The organism is Parageobacillus caldoxylosilyticus NBRC 107762 (assembly GCF_000632715.1).
Taxonomy (GTDB): Bacteria; Bacillota; Bacilli; order Bacillales; family Anoxybacillaceae; genus Saccharococcus; species Saccharococcus caldoxylosilyticus.
Genome location: NZ_BAWO01000032.1, coordinates 18,352 through 45,116 on the forward strand (window position 1 = coordinate 18,352; position 26,765 = coordinate 45,116).

The 26,765-nt window shown below is 42.6% G+C and carries 30 protein-coding genes, 6 pseudogenes and 1 riboswitch; of the genes and pseudogenes, 17 read left to right on the forward strand and 19 right to left on the reverse strand.

Features of this window, described 5'->3' with window-relative positions; translation table 11 throughout:
• Positions 1 to 9 precede the first annotated feature (9 nt).
• Together GCA01S_RS10150 and GCA01S_RS10155 are read right to left on the reverse strand one after the other, a co-directional pair.
• Positions 10 to 204, reverse strand: a complete 195-nt coding sequence (locus GCA01S_RS10150; protein ID WP_017437502.1) for a hypothetical protein — start codon at positions 202 to 204, stop codon at positions 10 to 12.
• A 41-nt stretch (positions 205 to 245) separates the two neighbouring features.
• Positions 246 to 1,787 (reverse strand): bifunctional ADP-dependent NAD(P)H-hydrate dehydratase/NAD(P)H-hydrate epimerase, encoded by a 1,542-nt coding sequence (locus tag GCA01S_RS10155; protein ID WP_042409641.1) that lies wholly within the window; start codon positions 1,785 to 1,787, stop codon positions 246 to 248.
• Between the two features lie 201 nt (positions 1,788 to 1,988).
• Positions 1,989 to 2,096, forward strand: a riboswitch (SAM riboswitch).
• Positions 2,097 to 2,246: 150 nt separating this feature from the next.
• Between GCA01S_RS10155 and GCA01S_RS10160 the strand changes: the two genes are divergently transcribed.
• From GCA01S_RS10160 to GCA01S_RS10180, 5 genes are all read left to right on the forward strand, one after another.
• Positions 2,247 to 3,260 carry a methionine ABC transporter ATP-binding protein gene (locus tag GCA01S_RS10160; protein WP_042409643.1) on the forward strand — a complete coding sequence of 338 codons (1,014 nt, stop codon included), beginning with the start codon at positions 2,247 to 2,249 and terminating at the stop codon, positions 3,258 to 3,260.
• Entirely contained in the window at positions 3,250 to 3,915 is a 666-nt protein-coding gene (locus tag GCA01S_RS10165) for a methionine ABC transporter permease (RefSeq protein WP_042409647.1), read from the forward strand. Before GCA01S_RS10160 ends, GCA01S_RS10165 begins: the two co-directional genes overlap by 11 nt.
• A 37-nt stretch (positions 3,916 to 3,952) precedes the next feature.
• Positions 3,953 to 4,786 carry a MetQ/NlpA family ABC transporter substrate-binding protein gene (locus GCA01S_RS10170; RefSeq protein WP_174407495.1) on the forward strand — a complete coding sequence of 278 codons (834 nt, stop codon included), beginning with the start codon at positions 3,953 to 3,955 and terminating at the stop codon, positions 4,784 to 4,786.
• A 139-nt stretch (positions 4,787 to 4,925) separates the two neighbouring features.
• The gene (locus GCA01S_RS10175) at positions 4,926 to 6,107 is read left to right on the forward strand and encodes an MFS transporter (protein WP_042409652.1); all 1,182 of its coding nucleotides are present in this window, start codon (positions 4,926 to 4,928) and stop codon (positions 6,105 to 6,107) included.
• A gap of 35 nt (positions 6,108 to 6,142) precedes the next feature.
• Complete coding sequence (locus GCA01S_RS10180) at positions 6,143 to 6,346, forward strand: hypothetical protein (RefSeq protein WP_017437505.1); 204 nt, start codon at positions 6,143 to 6,145, stop codon at positions 6,344 to 6,346.
• A 206-nt stretch (positions 6,347 to 6,552) separates the two neighbouring features.
• On the opposite strand, the gene GCA01S_RS10185 is transcribed toward GCA01S_RS10180, so the two are convergent.
• From GCA01S_RS10185 to GCA01S_RS20950, 14 genes and pseudogenes are all read right to left on the reverse strand, one after another.
• Positions 6,553 to 7,083, reverse strand: coding sequence for a GrpB family protein (locus tag GCA01S_RS10185; RefSeq protein WP_042409705.1), 531 nt, complete (start codon positions 7,081 to 7,083; stop codon positions 6,553 to 6,555).
• A 31-nt stretch (positions 7,084 to 7,114) separates the two neighbouring features.
• The gene (locus GCA01S_RS10190) at positions 7,115 to 7,507 is read right to left on the reverse strand and encodes a hypothetical protein (protein ID WP_017437507.1); all 393 of its coding nucleotides are present in this window, start codon (positions 7,505 to 7,507) and stop codon (positions 7,115 to 7,117) included.
• A gap of 31 nt (positions 7,508 to 7,538) precedes the next feature.
• Positions 7,539 to 7,937 (reverse strand): thiol-disulfide oxidoreductase DCC family protein, encoded by a 399-nt coding sequence (locus GCA01S_RS10195; RefSeq protein WP_017437508.1) that lies wholly within the window; start codon positions 7,935 to 7,937, stop codon positions 7,539 to 7,541.
• Between the two features lie 13 nt (positions 7,938 to 7,950).
• The gene (locus GCA01S_RS10200; RefSeq protein ID WP_017437509.1) at positions 7,951 to 8,619 is read right to left on the reverse strand and encodes an SOS response-associated peptidase; all 669 of its coding nucleotides are present in this window, start codon (positions 8,617 to 8,619) and stop codon (positions 7,951 to 7,953) included.
• Positions 8,620 to 9,062: 443 nt separating this feature from the next.
• Positions 9,063 to 9,256, reverse strand: a pseudogene (locus tag GCA01S_RS20935) (hypothetical protein); the annotation flags it as partial.
• A gap of 94 nt (positions 9,257 to 9,350) precedes the next feature.
• On the reverse strand, positions 9,351 to 10,049 hold the full coding sequence (locus tag GCA01S_RS10205; protein ID WP_042409655.1) for a hypothetical protein: 699 nt from the start codon (positions 10,047 to 10,049) through the stop codon (positions 9,351 to 9,353).
• Positions 10,050 to 10,139: 90 nt separating this feature from the next.
• Positions 10,140 to 11,543, reverse strand: coding sequence for an alkaline phosphatase (locus GCA01S_RS10210; protein ID WP_260178578.1), 1,404 nt, complete (start codon positions 11,541 to 11,543; stop codon positions 10,140 to 10,142).
• Between the two features lie 847 nt (positions 11,544 to 12,390).
• Positions 12,391 to 12,639 carry a hypothetical protein gene (locus GCA01S_RS10215; RefSeq protein WP_017437512.1) on the reverse strand — a complete coding sequence of 83 codons (249 nt, stop codon included), beginning with the start codon at positions 12,637 to 12,639 and terminating at the stop codon, positions 12,391 to 12,393.
• A 60-nt stretch (positions 12,640 to 12,699) separates the two neighbouring features.
• Positions 12,700 to 12,927 carry a hypothetical protein gene (locus GCA01S_RS21305; protein ID WP_162163126.1) on the reverse strand — a complete coding sequence of 76 codons (228 nt, stop codon included), beginning with the start codon at positions 12,925 to 12,927 and terminating at the stop codon, positions 12,700 to 12,702.
• A gap of 548 nt (positions 12,928 to 13,475) precedes the next feature.
• A complete protein-coding gene (locus tag GCA01S_RS10220) occupies positions 13,476 to 13,682 on the reverse strand; it encodes a hypothetical protein (protein WP_017437513.1) in 207 nt (68 codons plus the stop codon).
• A 433-nt stretch (positions 13,683 to 14,115) separates the two neighbouring features.
• A pseudogene (locus GCA01S_RS19335) lies at positions 14,116 to 14,304 on the reverse strand (ATP-binding protein); the annotation flags it as partial.
• 233 nt (positions 14,305 to 14,537) lie between these two features.
• The gene (locus GCA01S_RS19340) at positions 14,538 to 14,702 is read right to left on the reverse strand and encodes a YolD-like family protein (protein WP_255212275.1); all 165 of its coding nucleotides are present in this window, start codon (positions 14,700 to 14,702) and stop codon (positions 14,538 to 14,540) included.
• Entirely contained in the window at positions 14,699 to 14,830 is a 132-nt protein-coding gene (locus GCA01S_RS20940; RefSeq protein WP_255212280.1) for a hypothetical protein, read from the reverse strand. Before GCA01S_RS20940 ends, GCA01S_RS19340 begins: the two co-directional genes overlap by 4 nt.
• Positions 14,831 to 14,910: 80 nt before the next feature.
• Positions 14,911 to 15,092, reverse strand: a pseudogene (locus GCA01S_RS20950) (DinB/UmuC family translesion DNA polymerase); the annotation flags it as partial.
• A gap of 138 nt (positions 15,093 to 15,230) precedes the next feature.
• Between GCA01S_RS20950 and GCA01S_RS10230 the strand changes: the two are divergent.
• The 7 genes from GCA01S_RS10230 to GCA01S_RS10265 all read left to right on the forward strand — a co-directional run bounded on the left by GCA01S_RS10230 (position 15,231) and on the right by GCA01S_RS10265 (position 21,837).
• Positions 15,231 to 15,899, forward strand: coding sequence for a response regulator transcription factor (locus GCA01S_RS10230; RefSeq protein ID WP_017437516.1), 669 nt, complete (start codon positions 15,231 to 15,233; stop codon positions 15,897 to 15,899).
• Positions 15,896 to 17,236, forward strand: coding sequence for a sensor histidine kinase (locus GCA01S_RS10235; RefSeq protein ID WP_042409663.1), 1,341 nt, complete (start codon positions 15,896 to 15,898; stop codon positions 17,234 to 17,236). The genes GCA01S_RS10230 and GCA01S_RS10235 overlap by 4 nt, the downstream gene beginning before the upstream one ends.
• A 115-nt stretch (positions 17,237 to 17,351) precedes the next feature.
• Positions 17,352 to 18,263 (forward strand): ABC transporter ATP-binding protein, encoded by a 912-nt coding sequence (locus tag GCA01S_RS10240; RefSeq protein ID WP_017437518.1) that lies wholly within the window; start codon positions 17,352 to 17,354, stop codon positions 18,261 to 18,263.
• Positions 18,260 to 18,979: an ABC transporter permease gene (locus tag GCA01S_RS10245; RefSeq protein ID WP_017437519.1), complete on the forward strand. Its 720-nt coding sequence runs from the start codon at positions 18,260 to 18,262 to the stop codon at positions 18,977 to 18,979. Before GCA01S_RS10240 ends, GCA01S_RS10245 begins: the two co-directional genes overlap by 4 nt.
• On the forward strand, positions 18,980 to 19,723 hold the full coding sequence (locus GCA01S_RS10250) for an ABC transporter permease (protein ID WP_042409666.1): 744 nt from the start codon (positions 18,980 to 18,982) through the stop codon (positions 19,721 to 19,723).
• Between the two features lie 480 nt (positions 19,724 to 20,203).
• Complete coding sequence (locus GCA01S_RS10260) at positions 20,204 to 20,476, forward strand: hypothetical protein (protein WP_017437522.1); 273 nt, start codon at positions 20,204 to 20,206, stop codon at positions 20,474 to 20,476.
• Between the two features lie 98 nt (positions 20,477 to 20,574).
• Complete coding sequence (locus GCA01S_RS10265) at positions 20,575 to 21,837, forward strand: MFS transporter (RefSeq protein WP_071997946.1); 1,263 nt, start codon at positions 20,575 to 20,577, stop codon at positions 21,835 to 21,837.
• A gap of 503 nt (positions 21,838 to 22,340) precedes the next feature.
• Here the strand turns inward: GCA01S_RS10265 and GCA01S_RS20120 are convergent.
• Positions 22,341 to 22,649, reverse strand: a pseudogene (locus tag GCA01S_RS20120) (tyrosine-type recombinase/integrase); the annotation flags it as partial.
• Positions 22,650 to 22,775: 126 nt separating this feature from the next.
• On the opposite strand from GCA01S_RS20120, the gene GCA01S_RS20125 reads away from it, so the two are divergent.
• The gene (locus tag GCA01S_RS20125; RefSeq protein WP_155835564.1) at positions 22,776 to 22,946 is read left to right on the forward strand and encodes a hypothetical protein; all 171 of its coding nucleotides are present in this window, start codon (positions 22,776 to 22,778) and stop codon (positions 22,944 to 22,946) included.
• A 340-nt stretch (positions 22,947 to 23,286) separates the two neighbouring features.
• Here GCA01S_RS20125 and GCA01S_RS10275 read toward each other — a convergent pair whose 3' ends face one another.
• Entirely contained in the window at positions 23,287 to 23,766 is a 480-nt protein-coding gene (locus GCA01S_RS10275) for a flavin reductase family protein (RefSeq protein WP_003247648.1), read from the reverse strand.
• 211 nt (positions 23,767 to 23,977) lie between these two features.
• Positions 23,978 to 24,613, reverse strand: a pseudogene (locus tag GCA01S_RS10280) (tyrosine-type recombinase/integrase); the annotation flags it as partial.
• 3 nt (positions 24,614 to 24,616) lie between these two features.
• On the opposite strand from GCA01S_RS10280, the gene GCA01S_RS21455 reads away from it, so the two are divergent.
• The 4 genes and pseudogenes from GCA01S_RS21455 (at position 24,617) to GCA01S_RS10285 (ending at position 26,087) form a co-directional block, all read left to right on the forward strand.
• Positions 24,617 to 24,769, forward strand: a complete 153-nt coding sequence (locus GCA01S_RS21455; RefSeq protein ID WP_081162395.1) for a hypothetical protein — start codon at positions 24,617 to 24,619, stop codon at positions 24,767 to 24,769.
• Positions 24,770 to 24,835: 66 nt separating this feature from the next.
• On the forward strand, positions 24,836 to 24,976 hold the full coding sequence (locus tag GCA01S_RS20130; RefSeq protein WP_155835565.1) for a hypothetical protein: 141 nt from the start codon (positions 24,836 to 24,838) through the stop codon (positions 24,974 to 24,976).
• 103 nt (positions 24,977 to 25,079) lie between these two features.
• Positions 25,080 to 25,328 (forward strand): annotated as a pseudogene (locus GCA01S_RS19355) (prolyl oligopeptidase family serine peptidase); the annotation flags it as partial.
• A 213-nt stretch (positions 25,329 to 25,541) separates the two neighbouring features.
• Positions 25,542 to 26,087, forward strand: a complete 546-nt coding sequence (locus GCA01S_RS10285) for a hypothetical protein (RefSeq protein WP_042409674.1) — start codon at positions 25,542 to 25,544, stop codon at positions 26,085 to 26,087.
• The last annotated feature ends 678 nt before the right edge of the window (positions 26,088 to 26,765 follow it).

The window sequence follows — 26,765 nt, forward strand, 5'->3', positions numbered from 1 at the left end:
TTCTATACTCTAGCGCATCGCTTCTTTACGCAGAAACCATATCCCAATGGCGAATAAAATTGCCCCTGCCGAGCGATACATACGAATCGCTTCGGATAAGATAATATGATAAGTATCCGCGTCCGCATGTCCCCCGCTTTCGCGAAGCCAATGATTGGCGTATGCTTCGCCAAGGTCAACACTCCCCCCAAAGCAAAAAAGCACCGATTCTCATCATTACATGTCCCACCACCATCTCCCATTTTTCACCCCATATCCCCCCTTTGTTTCTCCTGCACATACGAAAGCACTGCCGGAATTGCTTCGATCAAATCGCCAGCGAGCACATCCCATTGTGAATGGCTGCGTTCTACAAGCATATCGGCGGTTTTTCCATGAACCCAGACAGCATTGCTAATGGCTTCTTGTACAGAATGATGCTGCATAAGAAACGCGGAAACCATACCCGTCAGCACATCGCCGCTTCCGCCTTTCGCCAAGGCTGGATTTCCGGTCGTGTTGACGTATTGCGAACCGTCTGGCGTTGTCACAATCGTATAAGGTCCTTTCAACACGACGTAGATACCGTACTCCATCGCTAGACGCTTCGATGTGCCAAACCGATCACCTTCGATGTCACGGATCGATAGATTGAGCATGCGCGCCATTTCTCCGGGATGCGGGGTGACCACCGTTGCTGCTTTTCGTTCATGGATCAGCGCGGCGTACTCGTTCCAGAAAAACAGCGCATCCGCGTCAATAACAAGCGGCACTGGCTTCTGCACGATGTTGGAAACAAGTTCGCGGACACCATCCGTACGGCCAAGCCCCGGACCGATGGCGATCGCATCGATATCAAGCGCCGATACATCCATGGCGCCGGAAAACGCCCCGTCCCGCGCCGGGCAAGGATAGTACATCGCTTCCGGAACACGGTTGGCGACAACGGAATAAATGTCATCCGGCACCGCCATCGTCAATAATCCCGCTCCGCTTCGCAGCGCCGCTTTGGCTGTTAACGTAATCGCTCCTGTCATCGCGCGAGAACCGCCAACAACCAACAATTTTCCATGTGTTCCTTTATGAGACGATCGTTTTCGTTTTGGCAGCGTCCGCACGACGTCGTCCTCTTTCCATACAAAGCGGGGCGCGGCATTCCGCTTGACGGCAAGCGGCGGAATGCCGATATCGATAAGGAGCAGTTCACCGTAATAATCTGCTGTCGGAAACGTATAAGCCCCTAATTTCGGGCATTGAATCGTGATCGTGACATCGGCGCGAACCGCTTTTTCTGCCTCTCCCCCATCCGCTGGCGTTCCGCTTGGGATATCGATCGCATAGACAATAGCGCGGGAGCGGTTGACAAGCTCAATGATCTCTTTATACGGCGGACGCACCTCCCCTTTGATGCCAATGCCAAGCAAGGCGTCAATGATGACATCGTATTGTAAAATGTGCGTGGCAAACGCTTGTTCATTTCCCGCATATGGTTTCCAGTCATATCCGGAACGCTCATACACCTCAAGCGCCGTTTTCGCCGCCCCTTTTATCTTTTCTTTCGGCGGAATAAGCCATAAATCAGCATCATATCCGTAGCTTTTCAACATTCTTGCGACGACAAATCCGTCACCGCCGTTATTCCCTGTTCCCGCTAGCACCGCTACCCGGGCCGAACGGGGAATGCGTTCGCGCAGCACATGAAACAGCGACTGCCCGGCGTTTTCCATTAAGGAATCGGCGCTGATGCCGATTTGTTCAATTGTGTCGCGGTCGATTTCGTACATTTCTGCGGCTGTAACGATATGCATTCTGCTCACCTCATCTATTAAATATGTATTTTGTCCCGTTTCATTAATTTGTTCTCCACGAAAGAGGAAAACACCTGCGAAAAAATTTTTTTGCGGTATAACAATGATGTAAGCGTTGTCTTATCCCGTCTTCGCCAAAACCAATATTGACAACCGGCTTTCTTGGAATTATGATGAATGTAAAAATTGCATACAACGAACCGCTTATCAAGAGTGACCGAGGGAACAGGCCCAATGACGTCCGGCAACCTCCCTTTTAGGGAACGGTGCCAATTCCTGCAGAATGGCTTTCATTCTGAAAGATAAGTCGGGTAATTTACATACCGATGCCTCTTTCTGAATGAAAGGGGCGTTTTTGTTTTTTCAGCTCCAGGAAAAACAAAGAAGCAACACTTCTTAATATACAATAGTTTTTCAGAATTACTAAAACTCCGCAAATAGATCGGGAGGGAAGAAGTGATGATTGAAATAAAAAATGTAACAAAAATCTATTCCACGAAAAAAAAGCAAGTTGTCGGCGTCGACAACGTATCCTTAACCATTCAAGACGGGGAGATCTTTGGAATTATCGGCTATAGCGGCGCCGGCAAAAGCTCGTTGCTGCGCTGCTTAAATCTTTTGGAACGCCCAACATCCGGCCAAGTCATCATCGATGGTGTCGATTTAACGACATTGAACAACAAACAGCTGCGGCAAGCCCGTTTAAAAATCGGCATGATTTTTCAGCACTTTTATCTTGTCAGCTCCAAAACAGTGTTTGACAATGTCGCCTTTGCCTTAAAAGCGGCAAAAAAGCCAAAAGAAGAAATTGAAAAAAGAGTCAATGAATTGCTTGAAATGGTCGGGCTTTCCGATAAACGGGACGCGTATCCTTCCCAGCTAAGCGGCGGGCAAAAGCAGCGGGTTGGCATCGCGCGGGCGCTTGCCAACGACCCGACCGTCCTCTTGTGCGACGAAGCAACATCGGCACTCGACCCAAGTACAACGAAATCGATTTTGGCGCTGTTGAAAAAAATCAACCGTGAACTTGGCATTACGATTGTGCTGATTACGCATGAAATGGAAGTGGTCAAGGATATATGCGACCGCGTCGCCGTCATGCAAAACGGGAAAATCATCGAATTAGGAACCGTATACGACATTTTTACAAATCCGAAAGAAAAACTAACGAAGACCTTTATCAACAGTGTATTGCGGTTTGAACTCCCTGATCATCTGCTGCAGAAGCGGACAGGAACGATTGTCAAGATCCAATTCAAAGGGAAGACCGCCGAGGAAGCGATTGTTTCTGATATGCTGCAATCCTTTAAAGTAAAAGGCAATATTTTGCATGGAAAAATCGAGTATATCCAAGAGATGCCGCTCGGAATTTTTGTCATGGAGCTGACCGGCGAACCGGAAGAAATCAAGCGGGCCATTCACTACATTTCGCAAAGAACGAACGGATTGGAAGTGATTGCACATGCTGCTTGATGCGCTAATTGATTTAATTCCTGAACTGAACAAAGCGTTTTTAGAGACGATTTATATGGTGGCGATTTCCCTTTTCGTCGCGGTCCTTGCCGGTTTGCCGCTGGGAATTCTCCTATTCGTCACCGACTGCGGTCTGTTTTTGGAGAACACAGTGGTCAAATCCGTCCTTGGCTTTATCGTCAATATGATTCGCTCGATACCGTTTGTCATCCTGCTCGTCGGGCTGCTGCCGCTTACGAAACTGATTACCGGAACAACGATCGGACCTACCGCCGCGTCCGTATCCTTGTCGGTCGCTGCCGTTCCGTTTTTTGCAAGAATTGTAGAAACATCGTTGCGGGAAATCGAAAAAGGGGTGATTGAAGCGGCGGTTGCCGTCGGGGCGACACCGTGGATGATTATCAAAGATGTGCTGCTGCCTGAGGCACGCCCTGGCATTGTGCATGGAATTACAATCACAACGATTAGTTTAGTGGGATATTCGGCAATGGCCGGAATTGTCGGTGGCGGCGGCATCGGCGACCTTGCCATTCGCTTCGGATATTACCGCTACGACAATACCGTTATGATTACAACGATCGTCATTTTAATTTGTCTTGTCCAAATCATTCAGTTTGTCGGCGACCGCATTGCCCGCTTGGTCGATAAGCGGTGAGGTCGTTAAAATATAAACTACTAAGGGGGACTTTATCATGAAAAAACTATCGGTCTTTCTCGTTTTCTTGCTTTCCATTGAGCTTCTTGCCGCATGCGCGGGCAAGGAAACAGCTTCCGGCACTCCAGAGAAAAAAGAGCTAACGATCGGAGCTACTTCCGGTCCTTACAGCGACATGGTCAATAAAGCGATTAAACCGATATTGGAAAAGAAAGGCTACAAAGTAAAAGTAGTCGAATTCAGCGACTATATTCAGCCAAACTTGGCGCTAGCCAACGGTGATTTAGACGCTAATTTGTTCCAGCATAAAATTTATATGGAAAATTTCGCAAAAGAACATCACCTCGACCTTTCCGAAGTGATTATCGTTCCAACGGCGCCGATGGGCATTTACTCGAAGAAATTTAAATCGCTCGATGAAATTAAAGATGGAAGTGAAATTGCGATTCCGAACGATCCCACCAACTTGGCAAGAGCGCTTTTAATCTTACAAGACAAAAAATTAATTAAGCTCGATCCATCTGTCAACCCGCTGACTGTTTCGGAAAAAGATATAAAAGAAAATGTAAAACACCTTCAGTTTAAGCCGGTTGAAGCTGGCCAATTGCCGCGTACTGTGGAAAGCGTTGATTTGGCCGCTGTTCCTGGCAACTATGCCTTAGCCGCAAAAATGAACTTAACGGATGCCCTTGCATTAGAAAACATGCCTGATGACTATCGCAACCGCATCGTTGTCAACACAAAAGATTTAAATAAACCATTTGTCAAAGATATTAAAGAAGCCGTTGAATCGAAAGAGTTCGAAGAAATAATCGACAAAGATTTTAAAGGATTTGGAAAACCAAAATGGATGCTGGAACGAAAACAGTAACAATGATGCAAACACGCCGTCTGATTGCGGCGTGTTTGTTTTCGTGATTTTCGATGGCATTTCAGGACATGGACGTCTTCCGTCTAAAAGAGTTATAGTAAGAATATAACAATAAACGAAATAAAAGAGGCGAGAAACATTGACGTACATCGAAAAAGGCAGCACCGAATACATAAAAGCAAGTTTGGCCCTATTTTTCGGCGGGTTTGTCACCTTTGCGATTTTATACACGACACAGCCGCTGTTGCCGATTTTCGCGAAAGAATTTCACGTTTCCGCCGCGTCCGCCAGCTTAACGGTGTCCGCGTCTACCGGAACGTTAGCGGTAATGATGCTCGTAGCGGCCAGTTTATCGGACCAAACTGGCAAAAAGAATGTGATGATGATGTCCATGCTGCTGACATCGATGCTGGCGATGGCCATGGCGTTTTGCCCGAACTTTATTTCCCTTGTCCTTGCACGCACCTTTCTCGGCATGGCGGCCGCGGGCATCCCGTCTCTGGCAATGGCCTACGTCGCCGAGGAATTTCATCCGGCTGGGATTGGAAAAGTGATGGGGCTCTATATTAGCGGAACAAGCATCGGCGGTATGGCTGGGCGGATTTTAACAGGCGTGTTGACCGACTTGTTTTCGTGGCGGACGGCGCTATTTGCCATTGGGGCCATTTCTCTTCTATTAAGCGTGATTTTTGCTCTCATTCTCCCGGCGCCTCGTCATTCGGTGAAAAAACCGCTCAATGGAAAAACCGCGCTGCGGGCGTATGCCGTTCATTTGCGAAACAAACCGTTAATGGCTCTCATTGTGCTTGGCTTTTTATTTATGGGCGGATTTGTGACACTGTATAACTATATCGGCTTTTTATTGAGCGAACCGCCGTATTCGTTCAGCCAATCCGTTCTCGGATTCCTTTTTATCGTATACATATTCGGCAGCTTTAGTTCGGTTTATATGGGAAGAAAAGCCGATTTACACGGCCATGCGCTGGTGTTAAGCATTTCGGTGGCATTAACCGCGCTTGGTGCGGTTGCTACGCTCGTTCCATCTGTTATTGCCAAAATCATCGGCCTTTCGTTATTTACCTTTGGCTTTTTCGGCTGCCACTCGATCGCGAGCGCCTGGATTGGCGAACGTGCGAACGTAAATAAAGCGCAAGCGTCTTCCCTTTACCTCTTATTCTATTATTTAGGCTCCAGCCTTGCTGGCACAGCCGGCGGCTATTTTTGGACGCACTTGCATTGGCTTGGCGTCATCGCATTTATCGTGACTTTATTGCTATTAAGCTATCCGCTGATCGGCTATGCTCATAAACGGCTTGAGTAGTTTCCACGGTTCCCGCAATATTAGATGGAAAAGCTGTGGTAAGTGTCACTGTATCGAAAATCGGTGAGGATATGAATGATGTTAAAGAGCCTCACATTTCTTATGGACAAGAAAACGCAGCAGAACTTCAAACATTTGTTGATGCTATTCAGAAAGCAAAAAAGGTAAATGGTATTGTCGATATAGTAAAACCAGATTTTCTTCTTAATATTACATTTCGAAAACAAAACAACTGCTAATTATTACTTATGGTTGCGTTCAGATAGTGGCTCAATTATGAACGAAAAAGACACACATACAATCTACAATTTACCATCTAACATTATTGAAGACTTAAATAAATATAAAACACTCGGCAGATAGTCTTTAACCGAGTGTTTTATTTATATCTTTGATGCCAAAAACTTTCTCTGTAATGCCAAGTCGCTGAGCAGAAGTTCCAGTTTTATTGTTTCTGTTTGTACCAGGCTAACGCTTTCTTCTCGATTTCTCTTACAAATTCGTCTTTCCCTTTTATATATGCTTCGATATCGGCAGGAAACTGTTTGGCAAGCCCTTCTTTCAGGCGGCTGTATGCCCTGGCCTCCTCGGGATGGGCGATCATATATTCCTTAAATGCTATATGTCTCGCAATATGCTCGCTTCCCGTCGGAAACACATGGACATGGTGGGTGCGCTCATCCCCGCCTTTTTGGAAAAAGCGGCGCTTCGGAATGCCGTTTTCCCCCATCGCCTGATAGCCAAGCACTGCCATCGCATCGTTATAACTGTCGACATGGTCAATATCATGGACTTCTATCATGATATCAACGATAGGCTTGGCACTCATTCCCGGGATGGCCGTGCTGCCGATATGATAGATGCGCAAACACTCTTTCCCAAATACCCGTTTCAGCTTTTCCGCTTCCTCGGCAAACATCGTTGCCCATTGTTTACAAAACGGGACGACTTCTACTTTCCGCGCGATGATCATCACGTCCTTTTCATCTTCTATCGCTGTAAAACAATTATTTTTGACTTTCGATAACCTGTAGCCCAAATTGCAAACAGTCTTCGCAAATCGACGCAAACGGCCCTCTGGCAAGCTGCGCTTTCTGTTGTAAACAAAAGGAGCATCGTTCGTTCGTATTTTCTTGAGCCGTTGAGAACGTATCGTCTATTTCCGCCACGTTCAGCATTTTCATGTTCTCGTACACATGATGGATAAATTCTTCATCAATATATTCAAACTCCCCTTTGAGTTTCATAGCTGCGAGCTTGCTAGCGACTGCCATTCCTTCATAAAATCGCTGTTTCTCTTTATCTTCGCCATTTTCCACTGCCGCCATCATATCTTCGGAAAACTGTTCCAACGCTTCCGCCGTCAAGCTGTCCAGCCATGTTTTTTGGCCACCGTTCATGAAATCATCTCCTCCTATTCCAGTTACTTACTTATTGTCGCTCATCAAGAAACCGCGCGCGGATGTCGGGGGTGGGCATCAGGCAATGATCGCGCTTTCCGAACCATTCATACCGATGCTTAGCGACAAAACCATATACATAATCGCGCAGCGGCTTCGGAACAAGCCAAAATATATAAAACAGCTTCCATGCGCCGGCAAGCCGCCGGCAAATGCGGAGAGCGGCGCTCGATTTTGTGTAATAGCGGCCGTCTTCGAGCAGCACGAGGCTGTCCACCTCCGGAACGCCAAACTTCTGCCGCAGCGCCTCTCCTGTTTCACTTTGCAAAGAGGCAAAGCGAAATACGGCATGCGGGTCGCGCGCGATAATAAATTGCACGCTGGCGCTGCAAAGCGAACAAACGCCGTCAAACAAGATAATTGTATTCATCTTTCTCCTCCGTTTACTCGCTATTGACTGGTTCAATGCATTCCATTACATCGTTTTTCGGCGAATTGACAATCGTTGACACTTCGTACATTTTCATCTCTTCGGCAGGATACGGCTGCAACAGCGATTTCACATAATCGCTATCATCGAGCCGCGGATCCAGCCATGCCTCCTGCCGCTCTGGCGGCAAAATGACAGGCATCCGCTCATGAATCGTACTTACCAATTCGTTTGCCGTTGTGGTGATAATCGTGCACGTATATAGCGGTTCGCCCTGTTTGTCCCATCTCTCCCACAGCCCGGCAAACGCAAATGGTTCCCCGTTTCGCAGTGTAAAACGGTACGGAATTTTTTTCGCCCCTTCCTTTTTCCATTCATAAAAGCCGTCAGCCAAAATCAAACAGCGCCGCCGCTTGAGAGCATGGCGGAAGCTCGCTTTTTCATCGACCGTTTCCGCCCTGGCGTTGATCATCTTCCAGCCGATTTTCGGATCGTTCGCCCAAGATGGCACGAGCCCCCACTTCATCATCTTCCCAATCCGTATCCCATTCTCCTCCACAACGGTCAACACCTCTTGACTTGGGGCGATATTGAAGCGGGGAGGGAACGTTCCAGTATAGACAAAACGGAACAATGCTTGCAGCTGCACAATATCAACCGTTAACGAAAAGCGTCCACACATAGGATTTCCTCCTATCTATAATAAACGGATAAAAAAGGAATTTGTTTCATATATGTAGAAGTATAATACAAAAAAAGGGGCTGTATGCGTAAAACCCGTTGCGCTTTGCCATTGATAAGTCATCCGAATATTTGTACCCTTCTCTGGAGAATGGAAGGCTCTTGAAGGAGTAGCAAGTTTATTAAAAACATATGTTCTATTTACGAATATATGTTTTTATATTTTGTTAAAAAAGTCAAGATGTCATTAGAAAAATAAGGAATTATGATAAAGGGTGCCATTATGCTTATTAAAAATAAAAGACCGGATATATCTGGTTTGATGCTTATAGTTTTTATGTTGGGAATTGCTTGTTGCGTATAGTCCATCGTTTAATACAAACACATTGATTAAAGGATATCTATTATAAGTTTTCTTTTGAAGATGTAAATTAAATTTGGAAAGTTTTCGGAGAAACGTTTAAACACCCAGTCAAAGGCATGTCTCACGTCTTCAGGTTCTAAGATTTTCATGCACGCCTCGATGTCGACGCGACTGACGCCGTCAAAATTGCGATCTTCTGGAGCAAGTTATGTTCCTTCAGCGGTTTATCAAGGTACATTACTTGTTCGATCGGTGCGTTAAACCTCGTCCGCAGCAAGGTTGTCTTCGGCACGGAAATCCTGAAAAAGATATCATTATGACTATAAGTAGCACGTCATTATCGTCGTAGCTGATAGAGCGGAATTCATTTAAAATTCCAATCTTATTTCTTTTGCTTTACTAATGATTTTCTTGTTTGGGCCAACGACGTCACTCGTAGTCATTTTCACCCATTGTACATCTTCCCCGTTCGGCTCTTTTAGAATAAACCCTAGATTACCTTGTTTCTTGCCGTTTCCTTCAATTTCCCCATGTAAGTTTTCAAGATAAATATCTTTTTCCCAATCAAATTTCTCACCTGTGCTTGATTCCAATAAAGCTATCGGCGCGAAATTTACTTTCTGTGAAGATGTATTTTTCATCTCTACGAATACTTTGATAAAGTCGAACTGTTCCTCATGTGTTAAGGCGTGAAAATAATCAATCAGGCTGTAATCGGGAACTAAATGGATCACTTTCACATCTTTGACTGTAAGTTCAATTGGCCCAACATGGTATGTCTTGTTTACGATTTTTATTTTCTTTAAAGTAGCTTCTCCCTTTTCATCTACATAATAATCACCTGGCTTTTGTAAATTCTGGTCATCTGTTACTTGCGGGTTTGAAACATATTCGTTTGTCTTTTTTGTCAGCTTATCTTGCTTTGCATCTTTGGCCGACTTATCCATTAGTTCGTTTTTTGTTTGCTGTTGAGTGCCTGAATTAGAAGCCTTGTTTCCGTTATCTATATGTTGGCCGCATCCGACAAGCAAAGTTATCAGACTTGTAAGCAAAAATAGTTTTTTCATCGTTTAAACCTCCATATGCAATATCAAAAAAGTTCCCGTTGCTTGAGCGAGCAACGGGATGTGTGTTCTTTTTCCGTGCTTTTTTGATCACTACTTATCTTCAATGACAATTTTTTGTTTTCCTTTTCCTAAAATATCAAAGATGATTTTGGCATGATCCGTGTTCTCTATTTGTCCAGCGAAACGTTCACTTCCCGGACCATATGCATAAACAGGAACGTCTTCCCCGGTATGGGCGCTTGTTGTCCAGCCAGTATGTGAACGCTTGTCAAAAATATGTTCGATCGCATCATCCACTCTTTTTACACCTTTATCCTTGTCCGCTTTCCCTCGTTCAGCGGCATCTTTTACAGATTGTATTTCTTCAGCCGTCAATTCCAAATCGATATACTTTTTCAACGTCTCTTCAACATCGGCGCCATTGGCAATCTCTTCTGCCATAAAGTCAGGCGTGCGTTTTGCCGCTTTAATTGGCGCACCAAACCAATTATAAATGCCGTCTGCTCCAATGGAGTAACCACCAGTGGAGTGGTCAGCTGTAGCGACAACAAGCGTATGCTTGTCCTTTTTGGCAAACTCTATAGCCGCTTTGAATGCTTTTTCAAAATCCTCCATTTCACTCATCGCAGAAACAATATCATTGTCGTGTCCCGCCCAGTCAATCTGGCTTCCTTCCACCATCAAGAAGAACCCATCTTTATCTTTGCTTAAACGCTCAATTGCCGATTTTGTCATTTCTTCAAGGGAAGGAATGTCTTCAGTTCGGTCGATCATTTTCGGAAGTCCTCTTGGGGCAAACAAACCAAGAACTTGTTCGTTTTGATCTTTTAATAATTCGTTGCGATTCGTCACATAGCTGTATCCGTCTTTTTTGAATTCTTCCACAAGGTTGCGATCCTTACGGATAAATAGATCGGTTCCTCCCCCCAGCAAAACATCGACTTTATGCTCGCTATTGATTAATTCATCATAGTAGTCATTGGCAATAGCGTTCATATTTTGACGGTTTTCATCATGAGCACCGAATGATGCAGGAGTTGCGTGTGTAATTTCAGAAGTGGCGACAAGACCAGTTGCTTTACCTGCTGCTTTTGCAGCTTCGAGTACAGTTTTTACTTCTGAACCATCATTATCCACAGAAATGGCTGCATTATATGTTTTAATTCCAGCTGCCATCGCTGTCGCAGCGGAAGCAGAATCAGTGATATTTTCTTTAGGGTCTTCAGGATAAGTCATCTGTTGACCGACAAGATATTTGTCAAACTCAGTTCGCTCAACAAATTTTGTGTTTGGGTTGTCTTTTAAGTAACGATATGCGGAAGTATAAGATACACCCATTCCGTCACCAATCATAAAAATGATATTTTTTACTTTTCCATGGTCATGACCTTTCTTTTCTTTTGCATCTGTTTCTGTGATGCTTCCCATTCCTAATAAACTTCCTAAAGCTATGGTAGAAACAACTGCCAAGGGTAAGATTTTTTTTCTGAACAATTTTAACCCTCCCTCAAAAATTTTCCAGAACCATTGTATTGGGAAAACGTTAAACCCAGTTTAATTGAGTTTAATAATTGTGTAAAAAAGAATAATAGGAATAAAAGATTTCTTTTGCTTGAATGAACCCTTTCATAATAAAACATCGTAGACTCCTGTTTCCTTCTCTTATGTTTAAACATCATTCTATTATTTTCTATATTTTCAATAAAATTTTAACAAATTTCACCATTTATGATAAGTATAAAAATGTATTCATCACCATTTTTTATAAAAAAAGAAAACTTTCACGATACCGTCAAGAAGATAGATAGAGTATCTCTGAAATGGATTTAGAATAGAGGGGGGATTCCTCCGCACAGTCTATTGTTTGGAAAGGGGGAATTCTCTTTTTTGTTGTTCATGCTTTCGGAGAAACGTTTAAACGACCGGTCAAAGGTGTGTCTCACCTCTTCCGGTTTTAACACTTTTTCATACACGCCTTGATGTCGTCCTGATTGACGCTGTCAAAAAAGCGTATGGCAACACGATGTCGCGACTGCAGTCGCGGTATTTCAGACTGGATCGACGTCAGCTCTCCCTGGGTGTCCGCCGGGGTAAAAATGGCTAATGCCTGCTTAAGGAATGTGGGCACGCCGTCGTAGTCAACGATGAGGCCGTATATCTTCTTGGCATAGGTCCGGTTCGTTCTTGTGACTCCTAGAGCAAGTGATGTTCTTCAGCGGTTTACTGAGGTACATGACTACCTGATCGGCGCGTCACCCCCTGTCCGCAGCATGTCGCACACGATGGTGAACGCCAGCTTTTCCTCATGCAACGGCTTTTTGAAGCATTCGATGTAGTGTCTTTAGGTGGCATTTTTCAAGCAGTCGCTGTTGTTAGAGGAGATGATGGCGACCAGCTCCGGACCGTTGAGTTCATCGGGAATTTCTTTATACAGAACCGCGATCTCACGGTTGATCGCGACATTTGCGCTTTGAAGCCGCTTGGTGCGATATATTCCCCATAATGTTCGGTGATGTCGAGGCAGATCCGGCGGATGCGCTGCGGCGCCCCCATAATGTCCTCCTCTGTCTCGTGTTTCTTCTTGATTCATTCCCTGTCCTCTTCGAATTCTTGAAAGACGCGGTTAAAAGCCTCGTTCAGCGACTCGCCCTCAAACCGTAATCCGGAAGGGGGCTTTCGGGACTGTCTCGCCATTGCCGACGGCCTGTCGGATAGAGTATGGTCTATTGTGTTCCAAACGTTTGGACAGTGTTGCGGTCTTGTTTGTTAATGGTGTCTTGGGGAATGCCATATATACTGCGTTTGGCAACGACGGCCGCATGTTCATCACCAAGTCTCCCGTAATCGTTCGGTGCGACTCATCAATGAGGGCAAGGATGCCGTCCGCTTCATTTCAGAACAGTTCATCCCTGTTGTCAACGTAGTCCTGAAACTTTTGGCTGGTTGTCATGATGGTCACGCTTGTCGCCGTCCGCAGCAATTCACGCAAATCCCGGATACCTTGGCACGCCGTGGGGTCGAGAATCCTCATATTTGTTCGTCCAAGTCGGTGTGGTCCGTCATGATGACAATGGAAGGATTGCGCAGTTCCTTAGGGCTTCGCAGTTCCAAGCCCAAGCAGGTGGGAATAGGGAGGTAAAAAAAGGAAGGAATATTTTTATTTAAATTTTTTGTGCTTTTGTCTTTCATCATTTATTGAATCACATCATACATTAAGGATGTGACGGATAGTTGCTAAAAATTTTTGTCCACAATAATTAATATTTTATAAAGAGATTAGTAGCATAAAATCATAGCTTTTGCTAATATTTATTTTAAAGAGAGAATAATAGAATAATAGATAAAAAAAGAGCTACTCTGTTATCGAGTAGCTAAAAGTAAAAAGTTGAATTTCGCAGGTTTCAAAAGTTACAGAGAACAAAGGTATTACAGTTTCACCAATGTGTACATTACAACAATTAGGCTGATAATAATGCACCCTTTCAGTACTCTTGTTTGTGGCAGAGAAAGAGCATTTTTAATGGGTGTATCGGGGTGCTGGACTAAGTGTTTAATCACATCATACAAGGCACTTCCAGCTATCCCCATTATTAGCCCAAAAAGTAATGTAACGAGTGTAGTATCATTCATCATTTCTCCCCCCCTTCATTATTATATTTATATGAATGATTTTCACGAAACATAAAAAAATTGTCTAAAATATTGGTTATTTTTCCCTAAATTAGGTATATCTACCTATCTGCACCATGTCATGTTGACTATAAAAAACAATATATAGTATGGTTATTTGGTAAGAAATTACTGTATATTGTATTTTTTTGATTTAACCAATTAAAAAGGTTAAGTAAATAAAAATGTTATTTTTGTAAGAAAAACATTAAAAAATAAAGAAAGTTTCTATACCTAAAAGGATCAATGATTCTGATTTTTATTTATTAAGTAGAACATAGTTTTAAAATATATATAAACGTCGAAAATCGATGGCATTACATTTTATTTGTTGATCTTTACAGAAATTTCCGTTCATTGGTTTCATCAATCCTATTGAATATAAAAATGGTCTCGTTTAGTTCCGTTCATTTTTTAAAGGAAAATATATGGAAAAACAAGATCCTTTCCCTTGCTCACTTTTAATATCGATTTTACCATTCATGGATTTTATAATATTAAACACAACCATCATACCTAATCCGGTTCCCTTTTCTTTTGTGGAGTAATAAGGCATTCCTAATCGATGAATTTGTTCTGGTGTCATACAATAGATAGCGGTAGGCAAGGATACCAAGATATAACCATATGTCTAACCTATACCCTCCATACAAACTTCCCAAAATCAAAGGAATTTGTCGCAAGTCAAAATTATTAAAACCTGTTGAGAAGGTAATGGGAAAACTCATGTACAGTAGAATGGATGATAAGATACATAATGTGCCTACTATTTGGCTCGACTTTGTGCTAGATAAACGATAATGATGTATGTATTATGTATTACATCTCCTTGAAAATGATCCGATTCCATTCTTCATATTGTTGCTCGTCGTGATGGGAGGGCTGGATTCGCTCTTCTTTTTCACGAAGCTCCTTTAGCATGTTGCGGTGTTCTGGCATTAAAAAGGGTGCGTATTTGATGATTCCTCGATCGTGATGGTTCATGCCTGATGCCCTCCTATATAGCCGTTGCGGATGCGTGCGATGCTTTCAGGTGTATAGCTGACAGCGCGCAAAAGGGCGTTTGGACCGAATTTGTCGCGAATCGCATCCATTGCTTTGGCAAGGCGCATTCTTTGGTTCTGTCTTCGAAAAGGGACAGCTGCAAACTTTCCTCATCCATTAAATTTTCAAGGGACACATGAATGACGCGAACGCTTCTTCCGTCATAAAACTTATGAAAAATCCGCTTGCAAACGCGGTAGATATCCATCGTTAAGTTTGTGCGGTATCAAGGGTGACGGACTGATGGAATCCCCCTTCATTATGCGAATAGCGCACGCTGAACGAAACGGTGCGCCCTACTTTCCCGATTTCACGAGTCCGTTTCGCCACTTCCTCACAAAGTTCCAGCGCAACCGTTAAAATTTCGTTTTCCCGCCAGTAATCGCGCAGTACATAAAGGGATTGACCAAGTCAAACAAGTATTGGTTAATATAGAGTTAAGATTATGAGAAGAAATGAGGGAGAACGTTGGCACGAGTTTTATACATAGAAGATGAACAGGAAATCGGCCGTTGGGTGACCATGAACCTTACGGAACGTGGGCATCATGTAACTTGGCTCCGGTCCGGAGAAGAGGTCGAAGAGCACCTTGCCCATTGCGACCTTGTCATTTTGGATGTGATGCTGCCGGGTCTGGACGGCTTTTCCATCGGCAAACGGATTAAAAAGGAGCATCCAGATCTGCCGATTTTGATGCTTTCAGCGCGGACTGCCATCGAGGACAAAGTGGAAGGATTGAGTTTCGCCGATGATTATCTGACCAAGCCGTTCCACCCCGATGAGTTGGCCGCCCGCGTGGAGGTTTTGCTCCGGCGCTTCAACAAAAATGATGAAATCCTGAAACTGAAGCATTTGACCATCCATACAAAGGATATGCGCATCGTCAATCATGAAACGGGGGAAGAAATCCTGTTGACAGGAAAACAATATCAAATTTTTCAATACTTCCTTCGTCATCTCAATCAAATTTTGACAAAGGAGCAGTTATATGAGGGCGTTTGGGGTGAACCTTATATTGAAGGGGATAAAACATTGATGGTGCACATCCGTTATCTTCGCGAAAAACTGGAAAAAGATCCAAAAAATCCAGAAATCATTGAAACGATCCGGGGAATCGGTTATCGGGTGAGAAAATGAAAAGAGTAAAAAGATTGCGGTCGCTTACGGCAAAATATATGGCCATTATTTTAACCGCCCTGTTTTTCATCAACCTCCTTGTCATCGGAACTAGCCTTTTGGTCTTCAATGTCTATGACCATAAAGACCCGGAAACGTTGCAGATCGAAAAAGCCTGGCACGAGGATGCCCGTAGTCTCAAAAACCCCGGAAGCGAAGACATCAACCGGATGTTTGAAGAATGGCAAAACCGTTATCCGAAAGCGCGCTTGTTTTGGGTGGACAGCAAAGGCCGGCTCGCCGCCGGAAGGAACCTTGCTGCGGATATTCCGAAACATTGGAATGCCGCCTATACCGCCAACTTCATCAAGGCGCGTTATGACAACGACCCCTTTACGGTCATTGCCTTTCCAAAAAATGATGCATCCTATGGATTCGTCGTTTTTGAAATCGAGAGGAAGCTGCTTCAACCCGCATTTACCGAAGTGAATACCGATTTTATGTATTTCATCGTTCCCGCGGGAATCGTGTTATTTGTGACCGTATCGTATTTGTTTTTCTTGGGGATCCGCAAACGTCTCCTTTATTTGCAACATGCCATGGAGATACGGGACGTGGACGGATTGCCGGTATCCATCACGGTGAGAAAACAGGATGAAATCGGCCAACTGGAGATGGCCTTCAATCAAATGGTGGATGAGCTCCGAGAAAGCCGGAAACGGGAAGAAGCGGAGGAACAGCTGCGGAAAGAACTGATCGCCAATCTGTCCCATGATTTGCGTACGCCGCTTACCAAAATCCGGGCGCATGCCTATACGTTGGGGAAAGAGGCTTTGACTCCAGTGGCAAGACAAGCTGTGAACACGATCGAACAGTCGGTTTCGAAAATGGACCGGTTGATCGAGAATTTGATATCGTATACGCTTTTAAACGCCAAAAAATTGAAATATGAACCGGCTCCGACGGATGTGGTCCGGCTTGCCCGTTCCTTCATCGCCGCCTGGTATCCAGTTTTTGAAAAAGAAGGTTTTTCTATAGATGTCCAGCTGGATGATTTGGAAAAAAAGCATTGGAACGTCGATCCGCTTTGGATGGAACGGATTTTTGACAATTTGTTTCAAAATGTCATCCGCCACGCCAAGGACGGAAAATATATCGGGCTGAAAACGAAAAAAACCGATTCTTATGACGCGTTGGTCGTGCTTGACCGTGGCAAAGGATTCCGGCACAAAAGCTCCGAAAAAGGGGCGGGAGTCGGGCTTGCCATCGTGGATTTGATGGTGAAGAAGATGGGGCTGGACTGGAAAATCGAATCATCGGAAACTGGGACAATCATAAAAATCATTCATTATCGATAATGCTAGGAAAGGAATCCATTTCCTTTCCTTTTTTGTTTTTAAACAAATTTTAAACTGTCTCGACACCTCATTTTAACCTTCTATTCCTATGATGGTGTTGCGAGGTGATGGAAGGATGGAATATATCGTCGAAACTCATAATCTGACGAAACGATTTGGAAAGGAGATCGCCGTAAGCGCCCTGAACCTGAAAATTCCCAAAGGGGAAGTATACGGGTTTTTGGGTCCGAACGGAGCGGGGAAATCGACAACTCTCCGGATGCTTCTAGGCCTCATGAGACCGACGGCTGGATCGGTCCGGATTTTTGGCAGAGACTTGAAAAAAGATCGGATTTCGATTCTTCGGAATGTTGGGTCATTGGTGGAAAGCCCGTCTTATTACTCCCACTTGACCTCCTATGAAAATTTGGAAGCCATGCGGAAAATCTTGGGCTCTCCCAAGGAAAAAATTGATGAAGTTCTGGAACTTGTCCACCTGAGTAAAGCAGCCGATAAAAAGGTAAAAGGCTTTTCTCTTGGGATGAAACAACGGTTGGGGATTGCGATGGCATTGTTGAACGATCCAAAATTGCTGATTCTGGATGAGCCGACAAACGGCCTCGACCCTTCAGGAATCATTGAGATGCGGAATTTAATCAAGCGTTTACCGAAAGAAAAAGACATGACCGTGCTGATTTCAAGCCACTTGCTTTCTGAAATCGATCAAGTCGCGACCTATGTCGGTGTCATTTCGAAGGGGAAGCTGATTTTCCAAGATTCCATTAAAGCAATGCGCAAAAAAGCCCAGCTGAAAATCCGATTAAAGGTGAGCGACGCCAACAATGCATACCGTTCTTTGCTGGCAAAAGGAATAAAAACGGACTATCAGGATAACATCATTTATTTGTATGAACAGTCGGATGAAGCGGTCGCCGCAGTGGTCGAAATCCTCGTGGATGAAGGATACTCGGTTTACCGGGTGGAAGAAGAACATCAATCGCTGGAAGACATTTTCCTGAAGATGACCGCAGGTGGTGACGACAGATGATCGCGAAACTGCTTGCGACCGATTTTTTGAAAATCAAACGGAAAGGATTATGGTTTTTGACCGTCCTAGGTCCATTTGGTGTCGTCCTGCTGCAGTGGTTCAATTACGAGCTCGTCCCCGGCAGGAGAGAATGGCTCCTTCAAAGAAGCGATGATGACTGGCTGTTTTATTTGCAGAATGTCAACAGCTTCACGCCGCTTGCACTGGTACTCGGGATCACCATTTTGACATCCCTTGCAGCCAGTATCGAAAATGAAACGAATGCCTGGAAACAACTTGTCGCCTTGCCGGTATCGAAAATGGGGGTGTTTTTGTCCAAATTCACGGTATTGGCGTTCTTGTTGGCTGTCGCTTCGGTTCTATTATTCTTTTTCACATGGCTTCTAGGTATTTATTTGGATCTCGGTTCTGTCATACCGTACGCGGAAATCGCCAAATTCAGCTTCTACCCATATTTTGCATCGCTTCCTTTGTTGGCTTTGCACCTTTGGGTAGCAACCGTAAGCAATAACCAGGGGATTCCGATCTCCCTCGGAGTGGTTGGATTTTTGTTTACCTCCTACAGTTTTAAGTTGCCGGATTGGCTGCCATGGAAGTGGCCATCGTTGCAAAACCAATGGGATGAACCGCTCGTCAATGTCGTTTTGGGCATTTGTGTCGGTGTCATCCTTTATATCACCGGGATGCTGGATTTTGCACGAAGGGATGTGAAATGAATGATTTCTCTTTTGCAGTCGGAGTGGTTTAAGTTAAGAAAATCCAAATTCGTCTTCACCGCCATTTTGCTTGGTCCACTCATTACGTTTTTCTATGCACTGACGCTCCAGCCGGACAAATTCGGATTCGAAAAAATATTTTTGTGGGAATTTTTGATCGCGTTTACCACGCTTCTTTACGCCTTGCATTTTTTGCCACTCACGACCGGCATCTTGGCTGGCCTCATCTGCCGGTATGAACATCAAAACGGAGGGTGGAAGCAACTGTTGGCCATGCCGGTGACAAGGAACCAGGTATTTCTCGCCAAATATACGATCCTCATCCTCATCGCCTTGACCATTCAATTGCTCTATTTGCTTGCTATTTGGACTTCTGGAGTGCTGAAGGAGGCGGAGGAGCCGTTTCCTATGATGCTCCTTTGGAAAAGCATTTTTGGCGGCTGGATCGCGACGTTCCCTCTTCTTGCTTTGCAATTGTGGATGTCGATGCTTTTTAAAAGTTTCGCCGCGCCCTTTGCCGTGAACGTCGTTTTCACTTTGCCAGCCATTTTGGCAGTAAACTCGGAAAAATTCGGACCATTATACCCTTGGGCACAGCCATTTTTGATGATGTATGTATCCGGGGATGCGGAAAATGATATATTCTTTGTCCCATGGGAACAAGTCTTAACAGTGGTCGGCGGCAGCTTTCTCATTTTCTTCTTTGGCGGTCTGTTGTATTTCCGGCAAAAAGAAAATATCTAAAAACAGCTAGTTTCCTTAATATTTTGGTGGCTCTTGTCCATAGTGAGAAAGCAAAAAGAAAATAATAAAGTAGATGAGTACATTAAGTTCAAAATAGATCGCTTTGTTTCTAGGACATTCATGTTTTCCATTATATTATTATTGGTTATCTTACTAATATCGAACTTTTTCTACCTATATGCCATTCGTGTGGATATATTAGTTTTTTATGTTGTGGCGACTATTTTTATTGCCTTTACTGGTGCAGGAAATATTATAAAGAAAAGCCAATGAAGAAGACCGGAGGTGTAAAAACCTTCGGTCTTCTTTGTTGCTTTCTATCCTAAGGCACAAATTGCCTTTGCTCCAAAATAGCAACCAACAGATACTTCATACAACCAACTGGTATTAAAACGGTCTTACATGTTATAATTAAACTGTCATATTTTTTTATAATTAGGAATAACATCCAAAATTCTTTTAAGAAATTAGGTGGAGTAAATGAAAAATATTTACTCAATAATTTCTTTTGTTTTTTTAGTACTCAGTATTCTACCTTTTCTATTATTAAACATAAAATATGAATACGCTCCTTTAGCAACGTTTGGTCAAAAAGGACCTATAGGATTATTCATACCTATTTTTTATAGTTTTATTAGTTTAATTTTTGCACTGTTATCAAAACGTGGGATTTTACTTATTTTTAGTTTGATTTTCTTATTATTAAATATTGGTTTGCTTTTAATTGGTGCGTTCGGTTTCAAAAATCCTTAAAGGTAATAACAGTATTTTAACTATAAATATTTAACTCCATTAGTAGAATCCTTAAACAAATTGGTTAATTTTACTGTTCAAAAAGCGAGTGAATAAAATTGCCGAAAAGATTAGGACGTAATTTCTATCATTTACTTATAGCTGTATCCTTTTCCACTTTTGGTGATGGACTGACGTTACTGGCTATGCCTTGGTTAGCATCTACGATTACATCTAATACATTTTTCGTTTCGCTGGTTTCTGCCTCGATGACTTTACCTTGGTTATTATTCAGTTTATACATAGGAGCCCTCATTGATTATTATCCAAAAAAGAAATTAATGATTTTAGCAGCCATTATTAGAATAATAGTGTTGATTGCACTAAATGTAAGTATTTTGTTCAAAATAATAAGCATCCCTCTGTTAATTCTCGCAGCATTTCTCATCGGAATAACAAAAGTAGTATTTGACAGTACGGCTCAAACATTAGTTCCCTCTATAGTTTCAAAAGATATTTTAGAGAAAGCTAACGGTTATATAATGACTTCAAGACTAACTATGAGTGATGTGGTAGGACGGTCCATAGGCGGAATCCTGATTAGTTTTGGAATATTTATCCCCTTTGCTCTCGATATTATTTCACTTCTAGCCACTATCCCTTTTTTATTTTTATTAAAGACAACAGCTAGTTTGAAAAGTCATGCTTTAAATAAAAAGAGTAAGTTAGATATTCTTGAAGGAGTAAAATTTGTTTGGAAAAACCAATTATTGTTGACTTTGGCTTTAATGGGGATTGGAATTACTCTCATGTTCACCTCTACGTTGGCCATACAAGTTTTTTATGTGAAAGAGATATTAAAGCTAGACTCCTCTGGCTTTGGACTGTTAATAGCCGTTGGCACTATTGGAAGCATTATTGGTAGCCAAAGTATATCGTTATTGAAAAATAAATTCGGTTTTAACGCCACCATTTTAACGTCGCTATTAATGATGGGATTTACACTTGGAAGTGTTGGATTAACAAGCAATCCGTTTATTGTTGGAATTCTTTATTTTATTGCCAGCTTTTTTATTGTAACTTTCAATATTTGTAACTTATCATTGCGCCAGAGAATAATCCCTGATAATAAATTAGGTAGGGTAAGTGGAGTCTTTCAATTACTATCTTGGGGAATGAGTCCATTAGGCATGTTGCTTGGAGGAGGAATTGTAAATCTGGCGGAAAAATATGTGAGTAGAGATATCGCTTTAAGAATTCCTAACATCTCCTTAGGAATTGTTTATTCTGTGTTATTTGTAGTCTTATTCATTGCTTTAAAGAAATTTAACAAAGAACTTCTAATGAATAATTTGAGAAACAAGCAAGCTAAGCCGAATTAAAATGAAAGTCCGCCTTGACCACCGTCGTTCTGTTATGAAGCGCATCTCCTACAAGTATCTTTTGATGTACGAATGATGAAAAAAGAACTACAATATTATGTAGTTATATACGCTAATTTATGTTAGAGTGGTAGCGTGTGCAAATAGGTCGCATTCTAGCGATTGGGTAAAATCCCCTCTCCGTTCAGTAAACTTAGCCAATCGGAAAATAAAGTTTCTTTTTACTCAATTTCCAGGATGCAATTGTACAAATATCCGATATGAATTACGATGGATATAAGAGAATCCATGTAATTTTTTAACTCTCTATCCATTCATTTTAAAAACTCATGTTAATTAAGCAGAGGGAGATTGGGCCGTCTTTGACTTAAGGAAGCGCTGGTTAAATGGGATAAGAAGACACCAAAGGCCATGGCAATCCTCGAAGAATGATTGCCATGGCCGTACCGGACTATCCCAATCGTTATCGGTACACCTACGACACCTACGCACAACAAACTTTGTTAAAATTTCGGCAGCGCCTCCACAGCATTCTCCAAATTGCTATAACTGTCTTTTAAGTATCGAGATGTTGTGGCGATGTTACTGTGACCGGCGAGCCTCCGCACTTTCTTGATGTCATTGTTCGTTGCTTTTAACATCCACTTACAAAACGTATGCCGGAACATATGAGGGGTTAGCTTTTTGTTCGACAGACTGTAGCTTTCAATCATTCCCTGAATGCCTCGAACAGAAAACTTTAAGGAGCGCTGGCTGTAAAAGACTTATGGCGATGCGGCCACATGTGGTTTCTTTTTTGCCATTTCCGCGCGAGACTAAATAATCTCGCGATCCCGTCGGTATTTATGCGTGGGATATTGTGGAATAAATCCAGTAAAAAAGTGGATAACTGACTTGTATAATAGGGGTATCACTTGATATTTTTGGGGACATGTTTTATGCCTACCTTTCAGTTTGGAACGACAGTGATTGAGTATACATTGCAGCAAGTGAAAGGGAAAGAGGATATTTCGATTGTGGTAGAGTGGATGGAGGGAGTGACGGTGACATCTCCCGGCCATTTGGGTCAAGAGGAGATCGATCACATTTTACGGAAAAAAGCTCCGTAGATTTTAGATAAATGGAGTTCACTGAATGAAATTAAGCAGCCGCCTGCTCCATTAGAATTTGTCAGCGGAGAAAAATTGCCGTATTTAGGGCGTCATTATCGCATCAAGGTGAAACAATGTCAGAACATCGATCAGGTGAAGATCGTTTTTCATCAAGGAAAGTTTTATATTGAAACGCCTACGTCTTCTAATCAGCCGGAGCACGCGCTGATGATTCGAGAGGCATTAAAAGGATGAAAGCAGGCGGAAAAAGCCTGCTTCATATCATACATGCAGTGGTTTCCATATCCGTTCCCTTCGCAACTGCTTATAACAGGCTTGTACGTTGGGAGTCCCCAAATTACCCCCCGTAATAAAATCCGGTTTCCTTCAGTGTCAGCGGATCGCCTTCTCGATGCACACCCGCATTGATTACTTCGCCCACATAAATATAGTGATCGCCTTTTTCTACTTTTTCGACGACTTTGCACTCAAAGAAACTGAGCGCATCTTTAAAAATCGGGCATCCTGTTTCTTCGGTATAGAATTCGTACCCTGCCAGCTTATTTCCTTCCGGTTCTAAAGATTTAAAGAAAGCGGTGACCATATCCTTTTGGCCCGTTTCTAAAATATTGACGCTAAATACGCCACTTTTGGCAATTTGCTCTTGGGAACGAGTGCCTACTTTCACTGCAACCGCTACCAATGGAGGATTAAAAGACGTTTGTGTCAGCCAGTTTCCCGCAAAAGCATTGGCAGCACCATTTTCATCTTTTGTGCCGACAATGTATAAACCGTATGTAATTCCGCGTAAAGCCGTTTTTTTCGCCTTGGCGTCCATGTATGGAACTCCTCCTTCCGTAAAAATCGCGTTTTTCAGTTGTGTAGATGTTCTATTTCCATTTTATCCAAGTTAATAATATATGTCCATCTTTTCATTTTTAGGAGACAAAGGAGATTTCACAACTTAGAATACAGCGGCCAAACTTTTCTATATAGTCTCTAAATGTACTTGGACAGCTCCGATGCTAAAACTGTCATCCATCTTGATGTTAAAATTTCGGCAACGCCTCTAACGCATCCGCCAGATCGCTATAGCTGTCTTTTAAGTATCGGGACGTTGTGGCGATATTGCTGTGGCCGGCGAGCCTCCGTACTTTCTCGATGTCATTGTTCGTCGCCTTTAGCATCCACTTACAAAACGTATGCCGGAACATATGAGGGGTTAGCTTTTTGTTCGGCAGGCTGTAGCTTTCAATCATTCGCTGGATGCCCCGGACAGAAAATTTCGGCGAGCGCTGGCTGTAAAAGACGTATGGTGACTCGGCGACATGCGGCTTCTTTTTCGCCATTTCCGCGCGAAACTTGAGCCAATCCTCGAGTTCTGCCAACAAGATGTTCGAGATCGGCACCGTTCTTACCTTCATCCCTTTTCCCACGATCCGAATTCGCTTCATCTCTAAATCTAAGTCCGTTAATTTCAAATTTGATAACTCTTCTACCCGCAATCCCGCATAGGTAAGCAAGTACACCACCGCGCGGTCGCGGCGATATTTCTCTTCGGGATCCACTCCTCTGCTGCGAACCGGTTTTTTCCGCATCCGATGCAATAAGTCCTCGAATTCTTCTTCTGTGAGCCACATGATTTTTTCGTTGTCTTCATCGGCCGATTTTAAATCCTGGATGTCGCCATTACCCCAGATGGAACTCGTGCTTATGTTACCAATTATGGTGCCGGTACTGTATCAGTCATTAACACCTCAACCAACACAGTCATCGGAGCACCTATACCGGTTGGATCCCCCACTCCTTTTGGTATTGCGATTACGCCGAGTGGTATTTAAACACATTTCCCGTACTAAATCTAAAATTATTTTCAAAAGCTTTATAAATAATAGGAGTGAATTAAATTGAAAAAAGAAGAAATTCAAACCATTATTGAAAAAGAATTAGAACAAAATCCAGAAATAACAAGCATTGATATTGCCAAAAAACATCGAATTCCCTTAGCCATTGTTGAACTATTGAAAAGAAAAATAAAAAATCAATGAAACAGTTTCTTATATTTTAAGATTCCTAGCTTTAACTTCTAAAAACAATTTCCGCCCTCCAACATACTATTTTGGTGTATAGAACTTTCGATAACGCTGATTATATTGCATTCCAAACTGCTCAATGAATCAGCACCGTTTGATCGAAGCTGGAGCAAAAAATGTTCATTTATCCTTATTTGATGATGTGCATGACACTACAGGCTTGTACAAAAATGCAGATGGTACACCATATCAATACAATGGACATTGGTCATGGATTTATGTATATAACAACGAATATGTAACAACAATTAATGGCAAAACAACAACAATTATGGAATGGTTGGCTGCCCAGTCATTAAATAAATAGATTCATCACAAACTGGTGATACAGCATAAGCTTATTTTATCTGCTCCATAAATTATATGGAGAACTTTATTCTAAATAGTGTGGAAAAAACTACGAAATCCAACGCATTAAACAAGTCATTCAGGAGGATGAGGGCAAAGGAAACGTGCATAAACCAGGAAAGATTGTTAAACAATAATAACGCTCACCAAAGATATATGATGAGGTGATTGAATGAAAGTATGGTCTAAGTTTTTAATCTGTATATGTTTGCTGTTTACGTTTCATTTACCTGTTCAGGCGCATAATATTACCATTCCAAAACAAGCAGTAAATATCAAGCGTGTCGCAAACTTAAAGGATTTAGTAAGAGGCTCAACATTAATTGCTTATGGTTGGTTCGATACTTCTTTTCAGAAACAGCCGTTAAATAAGTCTGTACAAGGTGGGCAGCTCGTCAATTTTGTACAAAGCTTTCATGTCGACAAATATTTAAAGGGAACCGGCGGAAAAATCATCAACGTGTTATCAACCGGTATTGAACCCCTTCCTGATCCTTTACATCCTCTCAACAAAGTTTATCCAGGACCGATGGCTGAGGGTCGATATGTTTGCTTTCTAAAACCTGTTCCAGGAACAAAATTGTATACCATTGTCGGGGGATGGCAAGGAGTCTACCCTGTTTACGAAGGAAAAACCATTTCCTTGAAAGAAGAAGGTTTTCCAGAGTTAAATCAATTAACGCTTAGACAATTTGAAGCAAAAATCAAGTCCCGCTAAATACTGGACACAGAAAAGATAGGCGGCAGGCCTATCTTTTCACAATAGATGCAGCAAACTTCCTTCATACATAATAAAACAGAAAATAAATAAAAAGATGATTGTAAAACCTATTCATTTTCCATTTACATCATTCATCTGATAACATTTTTTCGCCCATCCTTATTTTCTCACGTCTCGATGAACTACAACATCTTTTATATATGCTCTAAAGTGACTGTTCTAGCAAATCCTACAAGACAATCTCATTGCCATACTCCAACAGCAATATTTGAATTCAGTATTTTTGCAATATCTTTCTCGCTGTACTCAGGCCACCATCCGGCGTTGTTAAAAAGCTCTTTTACAGCACGAGGAGGAATAGGTTGGTCTTTATGTAACCTTGTCTGTTTACTCCTTAATAGTTATGTGAACACGAAAATGTTAGTGGTTTCATTCTTGGACGACCCCGTTTAGAGGAAATGGTTTTTCCTCTACGTTCTTTTAGTCCTTCTTCCCTATACTGTTGATAGTTCCTTACCCAAATACGTACCTTTTTAGAATTTTTTATCTCCATTCTCCTGGCCACTTTTCGCTACCCTAATTGTTCATTCAAATACATCGCGACTGCACGTAATCTAATTCAAAACTATAGCTTATGTATTTTGCATCTGATTTATCCAAAAAAATCCCTCCTGT

Coding starts and splice junctions, on each gene's coding strand:
- GCA01S_RS10200 (WP_017437509.1), bottom strand. CDS start 8,619: ATGTGTGGACGCTTTTCGTTAACGGTTGATATTGTGCAGCTGCAAGCA.
- GCA01S_RS10170 (WP_174407495.1), top strand. CDS start 3,953: ATGAAAAAACTATCGGTCTTTCTCGTTTTCTTGCTTTCCATTGAGCTT.
- GCA01S_RS10285 (WP_042409674.1), top strand. CDS start 25,542: ATGAAAGTATGGTCTAAGTTTTTAATCTGTATATGTTTGCTGTTTACG.
- GCA01S_RS10215 (WP_017437512.1), bottom strand. CDS start 12,639: ATGAATCAAGAAGAAACACGAGACAGAGGAGGACATTATGGGGGCGCC.
- GCA01S_RS10275 (WP_003247648.1), bottom strand. CDS start 23,766: ATGGACGCCAAGGCGAAAAAAACGGCTTTACGCGGAATTACATACGGT.
- GCA01S_RS10165 (WP_042409647.1), top strand. CDS start 3,250: ATGCTGCTTGATGCGCTAATTGATTTAATTCCTGAACTGAACAAAGCG.
- GCA01S_RS10235 (WP_042409663.1), top strand. CDS start 15,896: ATGAAAAGAGTAAAAAGATTGCGGTCGCTTACGGCAAAATATATGGCC.
- GCA01S_RS20940 (WP_255212280.1), bottom strand. CDS start 14,830: ATGCGCCTTGCCAAAGCAATGGATGCGATTCGCGACAAATTCGGTCCA.
- GCA01S_RS10160 (WP_042409643.1), top strand. CDS start 2,247: ATGATTGAAATAAAAAATGTAACAAAAATCTATTCCACGAAAAAAAAG.
- GCA01S_RS10245 (WP_017437519.1), top strand. CDS start 18,260: ATGATCGCGAAACTGCTTGCGACCGATTTTTTGAAAATCAAACGGAAA.
- GCA01S_RS19340 (WP_255212275.1), bottom strand. CDS start 14,702: ATGAACCATCACGATCGAGGAATCATCAAATACGCACCCTTTTTAATG.
- GCA01S_RS10220 (WP_017437513.1), bottom strand. CDS start 13,682: ATGATGAATGATACTACACTCGTTACATTACTTTTTGGGCTAATAATG.
- GCA01S_RS10260 (WP_017437522.1), top strand. CDS start 20,204: ATGAAAAATATTTACTCAATAATTTCTTTTGTTTTTTTAGTACTCAGT.
- GCA01S_RS20125 (WP_155835564.1), top strand. CDS start 22,776: ATGCCTACCTTTCAGTTTGGAACGACAGTGATTGAGTATACATTGCAG.
- GCA01S_RS10195 (WP_017437508.1), bottom strand. CDS start 7,937: ATGAATACAATTATCTTGTTTGACGGCGTTTGTTCGCTTTGCAGCGCC.
- GCA01S_RS10190 (WP_017437507.1), bottom strand. CDS start 7,507: ATGAACGGTGGCCAAAAAACATGGCTGGACAGCTTGACGGCGGAAGCG.
- GCA01S_RS10205 (WP_042409655.1), bottom strand. CDS start 10,049: ATGAAAAAACTATTTTTGCTTACAAGTCTGATAACTTTGCTTGTCGGA.
- GCA01S_RS10240 (WP_017437518.1), top strand. CDS start 17,352: ATGGAATATATCGTCGAAACTCATAATCTGACGAAACGATTTGGAAAG.
- GCA01S_RS10250 (WP_042409666.1), top strand. CDS start 18,980: ATGATTTCTCTTTTGCAGTCGGAGTGGTTTAAGTTAAGAAAATCCAAA.
- GCA01S_RS10155 (WP_042409641.1), bottom strand. CDS start 1,787: ATGCATATCGTTACAGCCGCAGAAATGTACGAAATCGACCGCGACACA.